The sequence below is a fragment of the Phaeobacter sp. CECT 5382 genome, assembly GCF_001457775.1.
Taxonomy (GTDB): Bacteria; Pseudomonadota; Alphaproteobacteria; order Rhodobacterales; family Rhodobacteraceae; genus Pseudophaeobacter.
Window position 1 is genome coordinate 202,207 of record NZ_CYSG01000002.1, and the last position, 13,988, is coordinate 216,194.

Annotated in this window: 11 protein-coding genes; 9 read left to right on the plus strand and 2 right to left on the minus strand. The window is 57.8% G+C overall.

Annotation, left to right across the window (positions count from 1 at the left end; genetic code table 11):
• The first annotated feature begins 122 nt into the window (after positions 1-122).
• The 6 genes from rpsT to gyrB all read left to right on the plus strand — a co-directional run bounded on the left by rpsT (position 123) and on the right by gyrB (position 8,174).
• Entirely contained in the window at positions 123-386 is a 264-nt protein-coding gene (gene rpsT / locus PH5382_RS02925; protein ID WP_058332853.1) for a 30S ribosomal protein S20, read from the plus strand.
• Positions 387-962: 576 nt separating this feature from the next.
• Entirely contained in the window at positions 963-2,447 is a 1,485-nt protein-coding gene (gene dnaA / locus PH5382_RS02935) for a chromosomal replication initiator protein DnaA (RefSeq protein WP_058332855.1), read from the plus strand.
• 285 nt (positions 2,448-2,732) lie between these two features.
• Positions 2,733-3,854: a DNA polymerase III subunit beta gene (dnaN, locus tag PH5382_RS02940; RefSeq protein WP_058332856.1), complete on the plus strand. Its 1,122-nt coding sequence runs from the start codon at positions 2,733-2,735 to the stop codon at positions 3,852-3,854.
• Positions 3,855-3,897: 43 nt separating this feature from the next.
• Entirely contained in the window at positions 3,898-4,995 is a 1,098-nt protein-coding gene (gene recF, locus PH5382_RS02945; RefSeq protein WP_058332857.1) for a DNA replication/repair protein RecF, read from the plus strand.
• Positions 4,992-5,612 carry a LysE family translocator gene (locus PH5382_RS02950; protein ID WP_058332858.1) on the plus strand — a complete coding sequence of 207 codons (621 nt, stop codon included), beginning with the start codon at positions 4,992-4,994 and terminating at the stop codon, positions 5,610-5,612. Before recF ends, PH5382_RS02950 begins: the two co-directional genes overlap by 4 nt.
• Before the next feature lie 144 nt (positions 5,613-5,756).
• A complete protein-coding gene (gene gyrB / locus PH5382_RS02955) occupies positions 5,757-8,174 on the plus strand; it encodes a DNA topoisomerase (ATP-hydrolyzing) subunit B (RefSeq protein WP_058332859.1) in 2,418 nt (805 codons plus the stop codon).
• A gap of 208 nt (positions 8,175-8,382) precedes the next feature.
• Here gyrB and PH5382_RS02960 read toward each other — a convergent pair whose 3' ends face one another.
• Entirely contained in the window at positions 8,383-8,994 is a 612-nt protein-coding gene (locus PH5382_RS02960; protein WP_058332860.1) for a 3'-5' exonuclease, read from the minus strand.
• 4 nt (positions 8,995-8,998) lie between these two features.
• Complete coding sequence (locus tag PH5382_RS02965) at positions 8,999-9,616, minus strand: TetR/AcrR family transcriptional regulator (RefSeq protein ID WP_058332861.1); 618 nt, start codon at positions 9,614-9,616, stop codon at positions 8,999-9,001.
• Positions 9,617-9,690: 74 nt separating this feature from the next.
• On the opposite strand from PH5382_RS02965, the gene PH5382_RS02970 reads away from it, so the two are divergent.
• The 3 genes from PH5382_RS02970 (at position 9,691) to PH5382_RS02980 (ending at position 13,916) form a co-directional block, all read left to right on the plus strand.
• Positions 9,691-10,569, plus strand: a complete 879-nt coding sequence (locus tag PH5382_RS02970) for a haloalkane dehalogenase (protein ID WP_058332862.1) — start codon at positions 9,691-9,693, stop codon at positions 10,567-10,569.
• A 126-nt stretch (positions 10,570-10,695) separates the two neighbouring features.
• Positions 10,696-12,885 carry a dehydrogenase E1 component subunit alpha/beta gene (locus tag PH5382_RS02975; RefSeq protein ID WP_058332863.1) on the plus strand — a complete coding sequence of 730 codons (2,190 nt, stop codon included), beginning with the start codon at positions 10,696-10,698 and terminating at the stop codon, positions 12,883-12,885.
• The gene (locus tag PH5382_RS02980) at positions 12,882-13,916 is read left to right on the plus strand and encodes an ACP S-malonyltransferase (protein ID WP_058332864.1); all 1,035 of its coding nucleotides are present in this window, start codon (positions 12,882-12,884) and stop codon (positions 13,914-13,916) included. Before PH5382_RS02975 ends, PH5382_RS02980 begins: the two co-directional genes overlap by 4 nt.
• The last annotated feature ends 72 nt before the right edge of the window (positions 13,917-13,988 follow it).

Here is a 13,988-nt window from a genome sequence, read left to right on the forward strand (position 1 = left end):
AGACCGCTGCCATACATGCGCGTGCAGCCCGCTTGGCTAGAATCACTCCGTTGATCCGATCCGGGTTTGGCTGGCTTGCGCCGACATCGACATATTGAACCCGAATAAAAGGTCACAGAGACATGGCAAATACGCCTCAGGCAAAAAAACGCGCCCGTCAGAACGAAAAGCGCTTTGAAGTTAACAAAGCCCGCCGTTCGCGCATCCGCACCTACCTGCGTAAAGTTGAAGAAGCGATCGAGTCCGGCGACAAAGCAGCCGCGACTGCCGCTCTGCGCGCTGCTCAGCCTGAACTGATGCGTGGCGTGACCAAGGGCGTCTACCACAAGAACACCGCGTCGCGGAAAGTTTCGCGTCTGGCCTCACGGGTCAAGTCGCTGGGTTGATTCTCCTGTGGGGATTTCCTGAAAACGGGAATTCACGCAAGTCAGATTTTCAAAAAAATGAAGGCGTCGCATTTTTGCGGCGCCTTTTGCGTTTCCTGCTTTTAGATCAGGCTGTGCTGCAGCTGCGAGAGATTCTTTGTCGGCAAAGCAGGAGTCAACATCAGAGTTTCATTGCCGCTGCCCTGTGCAAATTGCTACCACTGTTACAGCGATTCACTCGCTGGGGGGACAGGCTGCTCGCGGTGACCTTGACGGGCATCAAGGTTATTGACGGCGCATGATGTTAGTGGAAACCAGGTTGGTTTCTGCCGCTCATGCACCCTGCTGTATTGGTATTCCGATCAGCGGCCTTGTCCCATTTGTGTGCAGAAACGGTTTTTTGTATCGAGTTGAAACCTCCCTAATTCGGGCGGTTTTTTAATTGGACAACCCGTTAACCCGTCAGGGGATGTGGCCAGGTTTTGCCTGTCCGCAAATGCATGTGCTGTGGGTGATGACGGCTCCGGTTTCGGAGTAGGATGAAACGATAGGCCAAAGAAGAACGGGCCGTGCTTTTGGGGACGCATGAGGCGCAGCATGACGGAAGATAAATGGGGACAGCTCAGAACACGCCTTCTGAAGACTGTTGGGCAAAACAACTTTACCACTTGGATTGAACCGCTTGAGTTCAATTCAGTTGACGATGGCGTGGCCGTGTTTCACGTGCCAACCAATTTCATGGGCAACTATGTCAGTCAGAACTTCGCGGATCTGATTTTGCATGAATTTAATCTCTCTGGTGAGCCGGTTCAGCGGCTTGCCTTTCGGGTTGCTGCCAATTCGCCTGCGCGCCCTGTGCGCCAGTCGGAACAGCCGGCGGAACCCTTTGCTGAAATGCAGGGCCACAATGGGGCTGCCAGCAGTGCTGCAACTGCTGACGAGTCCCAGAACGAGGTCCGGTGGGAGGCGGCGTCTGCGCGTGGCAACTCAGCGGGCAATAGTCTTTCGAGCAAGGCCGCTGCACGCGAGCCTATGGAGACTCTGCAGGCAGCGCCTCTGGATCCTCGATTTACCTTTGACAGCTTTGTCGTGGGTAAACCGAACGAATTGGCGCATGCCGCAGCACGTCGCGTGGGCGAGGGTGGGCCGGTGACCTTCAATCCGCTGGTGCTTTATGGCGGTGTCGGTCTGGGTAAAACCCACCTGATGCATGCCATCGCCTGGGAGCTGACGGAGCAGAACCCTGATCTGAACGTGCTGTATCTTTCGGCAGAGCAGTTCATGTACCGGTTTGTGCAGGCTCTGCGCGAGCGCAAGATGATGGATTTCAAACATCTATTCCGCTCGGTTGATGTGCTGATGGTGGATGATGTGCAATTCATCGCGGGCAAGGATTCAACTCAGGAAGAATTCTTCCACACATTCAACGCGCTGGTGGATCAGAACAAACAGATCATCATCTCTGCTGATCGCGCCCCCGGCGAGATCAAGGATCTCGAAGATCGGGTGAAGTCCCGCCTGCAATGTGGTCTGGTGGTGGATCTGCACCCTACCGACTATGAGCTGCGTCTCGGGATTTTGCAGACCAAGGTTCAGCATCAGCAGCTGACCTATCCTGGCCTGCAGATCGCTGATGGGGTTCTTGAATTCCTGGCGCATCGCATTTCGACCAATGTGCGGGTGCTCGAGGGCGCTCTGACCCGGCTTTTCGCTTTTGCGTCGCTGGTGGGGCGTGAGATCGACATGGATCTGACACAGGATTGTCTGGCGGATGTATTGCGGGCTTCGGAACGCAAAATCACCGTTGAAGAAATCCAGCGCAAGGTCTCGGAGTATTACAACATCCGCATGTCCGATATCATTGGTCCTAAGCGGTTGCGGTCTTATGCGCGTCCGCGTCAGGTGGCGATGTATCTGTGCAAGCAGTTGACCAGCCGCAGCTTGCCCGAGATCGGCCGCCGTTTCGGCGGACGCGACCATACCACAGTCATGCATGGTGTGCGTCGCATCGAAGAGTTGAAATCCACAGACGGCCAGATCGCCGAAGATGTGGAAATGCTGCGCCGCGCGCTGGAATCGTAGCCCCTGCAGTCCGGCATTCTCATAAGCCAGCGGCTCCGGTAATTCCGGGGCCGTTTCCATTTTAAACGGAGCTTTTGTCGTGCGGTCGGGCAACGATTGCCCCTGTTTCCGACCCCGAGACCCTGCAGGGCCTTGACGCTGCTGAATTTCCCTTGGAAAACTCCATAAAAGGCCTTGTGCAAGAGGGGCAAACCGCTACTTTGCCTGTCCCGACTATTGCTTTGCCACCATTGCTTTGCCATGGCCTGGCGGCTGCGAACAGGCGCGACGAAGAGGATAAGCGACATGAAGATCAGCATTGAACGCGGCACACTCCTGAAGGCCGTTGCGCAGGCCCAGTCGGTGGTGGAGCGCCGCAATACCATACCGATTCTGGCCAATGTTCTGATCGAGGCCGAAGGCGACACCGCCCAGTTCCGCGCCACCGATCTGGATATCGAAGTGGTCGACAAAGCGCCTGCACAGGTCGAACGGGCCGGGGCCACGACCGTGGCAGCCACGACCCTGCACGAGATCGTGCGCAAATTGCCGGATGGTGCTTTGGTCACTCTGACGGCGGATGCGGCGACAGGCCGTCTGACGGTTGAAGCCGGGCGTTCGAACTTTTCGCTGGCCACACTGCCGCGCGAAGACTTCCCGGTAATGGCCTCGTCAGAGTACCACTCAAATTTTACCGCCAATGCGGCAATGCTGCGTCGTCTCTTTGACAAATCGAAATTTGCGATCTCGACGGAAGAGACCCGCTATTACCTGAACGGCGTCTACATGCACGTCTCTGATGCTGCCGAAGGCGGCAAGGTGCTGCGTTGTGTGGCCACCGATGGTCACCGTCTGGCGCGCATTGATGCGCCACTGCCCATGGGTGCCGAAGACATGCCCGGTGTCATCGTGCCGCGTAAAACCGTGGGCGAGATGCGCAAGCTGCTTGATGATGACGAGATGGATATCGCAGTTTCGGTCTCTGAAACCAAGGTGCGTTTCGCAACACCAAATATCACTTTGACCTCCAAGGTCATCGATGGCACCTTTCCCGACTACACCCGTGTTATTCCGGTCGGCAACACTCGTCGGCTTGAAGTGGATGCTTCGGAATTTGCCCGCGCAGTTGACCGTGTGGCGACCGTATCGTCTGAACGCTCCCGTGCGGTGAAGCTGCAGTTGGACGAAGACCGCCTGACGCTGTCAGTCAACGCACCAGACAGCGGCGCTGCCGAAGAAGAGCTGGCAGTTGCCTATGGGGATGAGCGACTGGAAATTGGTTTTAACGCCAAATATCTGCTGGAGATAGCCAATCAAGTCGATCGTGAGAACGCAGTTTTCCTGTTCAACTCTTCTGGTGATCCGACCCTGATGCGCGAAGGCAATGACGAAAGCGCTGTCTATGTCGTCATGCCGATGCGCGTTTGACGCATCAGAGCTGCGTTGCCGTGAATAGAAAGGCGCGTCTTTCGTGCTGGCCCTGACCAAATTGACATTGTCCCACTTCCGCTCGCATCTGCGGGCGGAAATGCATTTGGACGGACGCCCAGTGGCCATCTGCGGCGACAATGGCGCCGGCAAAACCAATATCCTTGAGGCGGTTTCGCTGTTTTCACCGGGGCGGGGGTTGCGTCGTGCCAGTGCTGCCGACATGGCGCGCCGACCCGAAAGTCTGGGCTGGAAGCTGAAAGGCGTGTTGCAAGCGCCAGATCAGACCTATGAGGTGGAAACCTGGTCAGATGAAGGCGCGGCCCGGCAGGTGCGGATCGACAACAAGGCCTCCAATCAGATTGCACTGGGGCAGATTTGCCGGGTGGTCTGGTTGGTGCCGGTGATGGACCGCCTTTGGGTCGAGGCCGCCGAAGGGCGTCGCCGTTTTCTTGATCGTATCGCGCTGAGTTTTGACCCCACCCATGCCGAGGCGACGCTGGCCTATGAAAAAGCCATGCGTGAACGCAACCGGTTGCTGAAAGAGCAGATCACCGATCCGGCCTGGTATCGGGTTTTGGAGGCGCAGATGGCTGCTGCCGGGCATCGCATTCACCAGGCCCGAACCCAGGCTGTGCAGCGGCTGATCACAGCACAGGAGACCTCCAAAACCCAGTTCCCAACGGCCAGTCTGGAGCTGGTGCAATCCGATGGCGACATGCCCCTGAGCGAAGCGGATTTTGCAACGGCGCTGAACGCGGGACGTGGTCGGGATATGGCCGCAGGCAGGTCGCTGACAGGGCCGCATCGGAGTGATCTGATTGGCAGCTATGCTGCCAAGGGTATTGCCGCCAGGGATTGCTCAACCGGTGAACAAAAGGCGCTTTTGGTGTCGCTGATCCTGGCCAATGCACGCGCTCTGGCCGCCAGCGAGGGCGCGCCGCCGATCCTGCTGCTGGATGAGGTGGCAGCGCATCTGGACGCGGGACGCCGTGCGGCGCTTTATGATGAGATCTGCGCTTTGGGAGCGCAGGCTTGGATGACCGGCACCGGTCCTGAACTTTTTGCCGAACTTGGTGCTCGGGCGCAAATTCTTGAAGTGACAGACCACAGCGGTGCGTCGGAAATTTCAGTCACATGACGCTGACGCCCTGGGATCTGCTGCTCTATGCTGGGGCGCTGTTTGTTCTGTTTCTCACACCTGGGCCGGTCTGGCTTGCACTTTTGGCACGGTCGATGTCGGGTGGGTTTCAGGCCGCCTGGCCGTTGGCGCTGGGGGTTGCCTGTGGCGATCTTTTCTGGCCGCTGCTGGCAATCGGTGGCATGTCTTGGCTAGCGAGTAGCCTGGGCGAAGTGATGATCCTTATGCGCTGGCTGGCCTGTTTGATGTTTATCACCATGGGCATTCTGGTCATCCGCAGTGCTGACCGCCGCCTTCAGGAAAACAGTGCTCTTACCCGGCCCGGCACCTGGGCGGGTTTTGTTGCAGGGCTGGCTGTGATCTTGGGAAACCCGAAGGCGATCCTGTTCTACATGGGGCTTTTGCCCGGCTTTTTTGATCTGTCCGGTGTCACGCGTTGGGACGTTCTGGCGATCGTGTCGTTGTCGTTTGTTGTGCCTCTGCTGGGTAATCTGATCATGGCGGGGCTGGTGCATCAGCTGCGCGCGCTGCTCTCCTCTGCGCAGGCAATGCGGCGGCTCAATCTTGCGTCTGGGGCACTTTTGATCGGGGTCGGTCTGTTGTTACCCTTTACCTGAATCAGCAAGCGGTTCGAGGCGCATAAAACTGGCTGGCGGATATTGGCAAACTCCCTTTGAATAATCGATAAAATGAATGCTCTGTGGGTGACATTCGGGGGTAAACTGCGTATAAAATCACAAAGTAAAAACAGGAAGTTGCGAATGTCCGAGAACGAGCAAGCCCCAGCCGAATATGGTGCCGATTCCATCAAGGTTCTCAAAGGGTTGGAAGCAGTTCGAAAGCGGCCCGGCATGTACATTGGTGACACCGATGATGGCTCTGGCCTGCACCACATGGTTTATGAGGTGGTGGACAACGGCATCGACGAAGCACTGGCGGGCCATGCTGATGCGGTAACCGTGAAAATTCACGCTGATTCCAGCGTTTCGGTCAGCGACAACGGGCGCGGCATTCCGGTTGGCATCCACGAAGAAGAAGGCGTTTCCGCAGCCGAGGTCATCATGACTCAGCTGCACGCGGGCGGCAAATTCGACAGCAATTCCTACAAGGTGTCCGGCGGTCTGCACGGCGTGGGTGTTTCGGTTGTGAACGCCCTGTCTGACTGGCTGGAGCTACGGATCTGGCGCGAGGGCAAAGAGCACGTCGCGCGCTTTGAGCGGGGTGACACGGCCGAACATCTGAAGGTTGTCGGTGACTGTGGCGACCGTACCGGTACCGAGGTCCGGTTCATGGCTTCGACAGATACTTTCTCGAATCTGGAATACTCGTTTGAGACCTTGGAAAAGCGCCTGCGGGAATTGGCTTTCCTGAACTCCGGCGTGCGCATCATCCTGATCGATGAGCGTCCGGCAGAACGGCTCCAGACTGAATTGTTCTACGAGGGCGGCGTCAAGGAATTCGTGAAATACCTGGACCGCTCAAAAACCCCAGTGATGGAAAGCCCAGTCTACATCATCGGCGAAAAAGACGATATCGTCGTCGAAGTGGCGATGTGGTGGAACGACAGCTACCATGAGTCGGTTCTGCCTTTTACCAATAACATCCCACAGCGCGATGGCGGTACCCATGTGGCGGGCTTTCGTGGCGCGCTTACCCGTACCATCAACAATTATGCCCAGACCAGTGGGATCGCCAAAAAAGAGAAGATCTCCTTTACTGGTGATGATGCCCGCGAAGGCCTGACCTGCGTGTTGTCGGTCAAAGTTCCGGATCCGAAGTTCTCCAGCCAGACCAAGGACAAACTGGTCTCTTCCGAGGTGCGCCCGGTGGTGGAAAGTCTGGTGAATGAAAAACTCGCGGAATGGTTTGAAGAAAACCCCAATGAGGCCAAGCAGATTGTCGGCAAAGTCGTCGAAGCGGCGCTGGCCCGCGAAGCCGCCCGCAAAGCGCGCGAGCTTACCCGTCGGAAAAACCCGATGGATCTCAACTTCCTTAGCTCCAAGCTGAAGGACTGCTCGGACAAGGATCCGGTCAACACCGAAATCTTCCTCGTGGAGGGTGATTCCGCTGGTGGCTCTGCCCAAACAGGACGAGACCGGAAAACGCAGGCGATTTTGCCACTGAAAGGTAAAATCCTGAACGTTGAGCGGGCGCGGTTTGACCGTATGCTGGGGAGCCAGGAAATTGGCAACATGGTGATGGCGCTGGGAACCGGTATTGGCCGCGAAGAGTTCAATATCGAAAAGCTGCGCTACCACAAGATCGTCATCATGACCGATGCGGATGTCGATGGCGCCCATATCCGCACCCTGCTTTTGACCTTCTTCTTCCGCCAGATGCCGGAATTGATCGAGGGCGGGTATCTCTATATTGCCCAGCCACCACTGTACAAAGTGGCCCGCGGAAAGTCCGAAGTCTATCTGAAAGATCAGGCAGAAATGGATGACTATCTGGTCAATCAAGGTGTCGAAGGTGCCACACTGAAACTGGGCAGTGGTGAAGAACTTGTTGGCAAAGATCTCACCCGTGTGGTTGATGAGGCGCGTCAGCTGAAGCGGGTTCTGGACGCTTTCCCGACCCATTACCCACGTCACATTCTGGAACAGGCGGCTGTTGCCGGTGCCTTTGTGCCCGGTGCGGTGGATGCGGATCTACAGGGTGTCGCGGATAAGGTTGCAGCACGGCTCGACCTGATTGCGCTGGAGTATGAAAAAGGCTGGCAGGGCCGGATCACTCAGGACCATGGCATTCGACTGGCCCGCATTCTGCGCGGCGTCGAAGAGGTCCGCACTCTGGATGGCCCCATGTTGCGGTCCGGAGAGGCGCGCAAAACTGGAAGCTTTACTAAGAGCTTGCAGGAAATCTACAGCACATCTGGCCAACTGTTGCGTCGGGATCGTTCGCAGGCCATTCATGGCCCGCTTGATCTGTTGAAGGCAATTCTGGACGAGGGCGAAAAAGGTCTGTCCCTGCAGCGCTACAAAGGCCTGGGCGAGATGAACCCGGATCAGCTGTGGGAGACCACACTGGATCCGGATGCCCGCACGCTTTTGCAGGTCCGGGTTGAGGACATGATCGAGGCGGATGATCTGTTCACGAAACTGATGGGCGATGTGGTCGAACCACGGCGCGAGTTCATTCAGAAGAACGCGCTGAGCGTAGAAAACTTAGACTTCTGATCGGGTACCCCTCCATCTGTGACCTAGCTCTTGTCGCGCAACGTCCGATCACCTTTGAGTGTGAGAGCTGGCCGCACCTGAAAGCCGAGATCGGGAAGCAGATCAGGTTTGGAGATCCGCCCAGTCCCTGACAAAAGGCGCTGTCGAGAACATCAACCGTCGCGCGTGACGTTGGCTACCCCTCAAGCGCGACATCGGGGCGGCGGGTTTAGAACCGCAGGCGCAACTGGGCTTTTCGGGTCGTCTGACTAATCTGGTCAAAGCTTTGATCAAGCCGGGTTTCGGCCTGTAGCACGACCTCTGCCGCTGCACGGGCATCTTCACCTGCATCATGGTGCTGGAACACTAGGCCCAGGCGCTTTTTTAGATGTGCCAGCCCATGGCCGCCATTGCCCTTGAATTCGGGCCAGGCAGCACGGGCGATCTTGACGCTGTCGCTCCAACTCAGATCCGGGTTGGACAAACGGTAGGCGCGGCAGGCCGCAGCAATAGCCTTGCTGTCAAAGCTGCTGTGTTGCACCAGGTGATGCAATTCCAGAAAGGGAAACAGCCATTCCCAGGCTTCGGGAAAAGTCGGCGCAGCTGTGACGGCTGCGGCCGAGATGCCGTGCAAATCGGTGTTGAAGGCATCAAAGCGTTGTTCCGGATTGATGTAGGTGGCAAAGTGGACGATCCGGTTGTCAGGGCGGACACAGGCGAGGCCGATTTGGCAGATGCTGGCACTGTCCCGACACGAGGTTTCCACATCCAGCGCAATGAACCGGAAAGGGCCGACTGGCAAAGCTGGGGAATCTGTGAAGGGAGCGGTCCTGGCGCGCATGGGCTTACCTTGCCTGTGCTTGTGGGCTGTGCAAGCGCGTCTGCAACAGATCGAGAAAGATCTCGCAATATTGGCGTAACAGTGTGACATCCGCTGTGGTGCGGGAAAAGCTCCAAAGCCCATGTATTGAGATCAGCGTGAATTCTGTCAGCGCCTGTAATTCGTTCTCGTCCAACCCACCTGCGGTCGCCGCTTCGTTGGTGAGGGCGTTGCGAAAGCCTGTGGCGAGGCGCGTAATATGCTGGTCCAGCAGGGCGCGGGTTTGCTGATCCTCTGGGGCAATCTGCGCTAGCGTGTTCAGAACAAGGCAGCCGATGCCAAAACCCTGATTGGCCTCAAACCGGGCGAGCAGGCGGTCTAGATAGCCGCGAATGGCCTCCAGCCCGGCGCCCTCGGCCTCGACCTGGGCAAAAACCGGGGTGACGACACGGTCTTGATAGCGGTGCAGACAGGCGTGAAATAAAGCTTCTTTGCCCGCGAAATCGCTATAAATCCCTCCCCGGCTGACACCGGTTTCACGCACCAGATCACCCATGGAAACAACATGGTACCCCGTAGTCCAAAACGTTTTCAGGGCATTATCCACCAGTTCGGTACGAGACGAGGATTTGGCGCGGGGCATTTTGATCCTTGTTTTGGAATGATCGTTCTTTTAGCATCATTGAGAGCCAGTCTCAAGACCCAGAAGGATACAGGATGTCTACGAGTTTTCGCGACAAAAAGAAATTTGCCACGGTCCATGGCAAGCAGATGGCCTATATCGACGAAGGAGAGGGCGACCCTATCGTGTTTTTACATGGCAATCCGACTTCGTCTTATCTGTGGCGCAACGTGATGCCGCATTTGGCCGGACAGGGGCGGGTGATTGCGCCGGATCTAATCGGTATGGGGGATTCAGATAAGCTCGAAAACTCTGGCCCGGATCGCTACACCTATGTGGAACACCGCAAGTATTTGTTTGCGTTGTTGGAACAGCTAGGCGTCACCCAAAACGTGACCTTCGTCATTCACGACTGGGGCTCCGGCCTTGGCTTTCATTGGGCGCATATGAATTCGGACGCGGTCAAGGGCATCGCCTTTATGGAGGGGATCGTCGCTCCCGTGCCAACTTGGGAAAGCTTCCCGGAAGGGCCGCGTGCCATGTTCCAGGGCTTGCGTTCCGAGGCGGGCGAAGAAATGGTTTTGCAAAAGAACCTATTTGTCGAAGCGATCCTGCCCGGATCCATCCTGCGCGAGCTAAGCGCCGAGGAAATGGCCGAATATCGTCGGCCCTTCTCAGAACCAGGCGAAGATCGGCGACCGACCCTGACCTGGCCACGCCAGATCCCGATCGCAGGAGATCCCGCAGATGTGACAGAGGTCGTCACGGCCTATTCCGCTTGGCTGCGCGAAACCCCGGTGCCCAAGCTGTTTGTTAATGCAGAGCCGGGTGCATTGATTGCGGGACCGGTGCGGGATTATGTGCGCAGCTTTCCCAATCTGACAGAGGTGACCGTGGCAGGGGCGCATTTCATCCAAGAAGATTCCCCGGATGAGATCGGACAGGCCGTCAGCGCTTGGCTTTCCACCCTGTAGAGCCTTGGTGCAGGCGCAATTCATATCGAAATGTCATGAATTGCGCCTGCATACTCATTGGAACTCATGAGTGTTCTGTCCGATAAGGCTCGATTATGAAGGTCAGAACAGTGATGAGGAAAGCCAATGGACCGCGCCCAGATCGTGCATCAAAATCTCCTGGACCGGATCGGCTCTGGTGATCTGCCCACAGGGGCGGCACCCCGCCTCGGTCTGGCTCCGGAAACAGCCGTTGCGATCTATCGCGCCCAGGTGTTGAGTCGGGCGCTGGATATCACCAGCCGTGCGATGCAAAAGGCAGGTCAGGGGTTCTACACGATTGGCTCGTCTGGGCACGAAGGCATGGCGGCGGTTGCTCGCGCCCTGCGTCCGGATGATATGGCGTTTTTGCACTACCGCGATGCGGCCTTTCAGATTGCCCGCGCCGATCAGGTGCCGGGGCAGCGCATTGCCTGGGACATGCTGTTGTCCTTTGCCTGCTCGTCAGAGGATCCGACCTCTGGTGGGCGGCACAAGGTGCTGGGGTCAAAGTCGCTGATGATCCCGCCGCAGACCTCCACCATTGCCAGTCACCTGCCCAAGGCGGTTGGTGCGGCCTATTCCATAGGTGCCGCCAAACGACATGCGCCGGAACACCAGATTCTGGCCGATGATGGCATTGTTATGTGTTCCTTTGGCGACGCCTCAGCAAACCATTCTACTGCGCAGGGGGCGATCAACACGGCGGGCTGGACCTCGGTGCAATCGACACCGCTGCCGCTGCTGTTTGTCTGCGAAGATAACGGCATCGGGATTTCGACCAAAACGCCGAAGGGTTGGATCGAGACCTCGATGCGCGCGCGTCCCGGGATCAAGTATTTCAAGACCGACGGCCTCGATATTTATGAAGCCTTTGCTGTGGCCCAGGAGGCCGCCGACTATGTACGCCGCCGCAAGAAACCCGCCTTTCTGCATCTGCGCACGGTGCGCCTGTATGGTCACGCAGGCGCTGATGTGCCCACCACCTATCTCAGCAAGGCCGAGGTCGAGGCGGATGAAGCCAATGATCCGCTGCTGCATTCTGTGCGCTTGTTGCAAGAGGCCGGTGCGCTGTCGCGGGACGCGGCGTTGAAGATCTATGATGAGACCTGCGCCCGGGTGGAACGGATCCGCGCTGAGGTGGTGACGCGTCCGCATCTGAAAACAGGCGCGGATGTTGTCGCCAGCCTGATCCCGCCCGCACGGACTTGCAAACCCAGCAATGGCCCCAGTGAAGAGGCCCGCGCCAAGGTCTTTGGCGGCGATATGCGCGCGATGGCAGACCCACAGCCGATGTCGCGCCTGATTAACTGGGCGCTGACGGACCTGATGCTGCAGCACGGTGAAATCGTGATGATGGGCGAAGACGTTGGCCGCAAGGGCGGTGTCTATGGTGTGACGCAGAAACTGCACCAGCGGTTTGGGTCGGATCGAATGATCGACACCTTGTTGGATGAACAATCCATTCTGGGGCTGGCCATTGGCATGGGGCAAAACGGGTTTGTGCCAATGCCGGAAATCCAGTTCCTGGCCTATCTGCACAACGCCGAGGACCAGCTGCGCGGCGAGGCGGCGACCCTGCCGTTTTTCTCCAACGGGCAATTTACCAATCCGATGGTGCTGCGCATCGCAGGCCTGGGCTATCAAAAGGGATTTGGCGGACATTTCCACAATGACAACTCGCTGGCAGTGCTGCGCGATATCCCAGGGATTGTGATTGCCTGTCCCTCCGATGGCGCCGAGGCGGCAATGATGATGCGCGAAGCGGTACGTCTGGCGCGCGAAGAACAGCGCGTCGTGGTCTTTGTCGAACCTATCGCGCTTTATCCGATGCGCGATCTGCATGTGGCTAAGGATGGCGGCTGGATGCGTCTTTATCCAGCGCCCGATCAAAGTATCGCGCTGGGAGAGGTCGGCCAGCATGGAGACGGGACAGACCTTGCCATCGTCACCTATGGCAATGGGCGCTATCTTTCGACTCAGGCGCAGGCAGAGCTGGAGGCACGTGGCATCAAGACTCGGGTTGTTGATTTGCGCTGGCTGGCACCACTGCCCGCTGATGCGCTGATAGAGGCCACAAGGGGCTGCAAAAACGTATTGATCGTCGATGAATGTCGCACCACTGGCAGCCAGTCGGAGGCGCTAATGGCGCTTTTTGCCGAACGCAGCGACATTCCTGCAGCACGCATAGCAGCTGGGGATTGCTTTATCGCAACGGGCCCGGCCTATGCCGCCACACTGCCCTCGAAAGACAGCATTCTGGCCGCAGCGCTTGATCTGGTAGGAGCAAAGGCATGACGCGTACAGCCGTTCTGATTTGCCCCGGCCGGGGCACCTATAACAAGCCGGAACTGGGCTATCTGCACCGTCACCATGCTGACAAAGCTGCACTGTTTGCGAGCTTTGATGCAGCCCGGGCGACGCTGGGACAGGAAGAAGTGACAGCGCTGGATGGGGCAACGCGCTTTTCCGTTTCGAAATACTCTCGCGGCGATATAGCCTCGCCGCTGATCTACGCCAGTGCTGTGGCCGACGCCCAGTCGCTGGCCGAGGATATCGAGGTTGTCGCTGTGACCGGCAATTCCATGGGCTGGTATATTGCGCTGGCGGCTGCGGGCGCGCTGACGCCACAGCATGGGTTTGATCTGGTCAACACGATGGGCAGCCTGATGCAGGAGCATCTGATCGGCGGCCAGCTGGTCTATCCCTTTACCGGGAGCGATTGGCGGAATGACCCGCACCGCAAAGCTGATCTGCTGCAAAAGGTAGCCGAAATCAATGCCCGCGAAGGCCATGTTCTGTCGCTGTCGATTGATCTGGGTGGCTTGCTGGTACTTGCGGGAGATGAGGCGGGGCTTTCGGCCTTTGAGGCTGCCGTGCCCGTGGTCGAGGACCGTTTTCCGATGCGGCTGGCCAATCACGCGGGCTTTCATACGCGGCTGCAAGAACCGGTTGCGGCGGCGGGGCGCGCGCGCCTGAACGCGGCGATGCTGCAGCAGCCAGAGGTGGCGCTGATTGATGGGCGTGGGGCGATCTGGCGACCCGGGGCCACGGATCTGGCTGCGCTGTGGGACTACACCCTCGGCCATCAAGTGGTTGAACCCTATGACTTCACCCGGGCGGTGCAGAATGCGGCACTGGAATTTGCCCCTGATCTGTTCATTGTCACGGGTCCAGGTACCACTTTGGGCGGTGCCGTGGCGCAGTCTCTGGTGCATCAGAACTGGCAGGGTTTGAGCGACAAGGCTGCCTTTAAGACGCGACAGCAAAAGGATCCGCTGCTGATTTCAATGGGCGACGACGGCCAAAGAAAGCTTGTTGTGCGCTGACATAGAGTGCTCAAATGGCGTGCTGCGCTGAAAGCACCAAGGGGGAGCTCCCGCGCGCAGCACCAGTTTTGC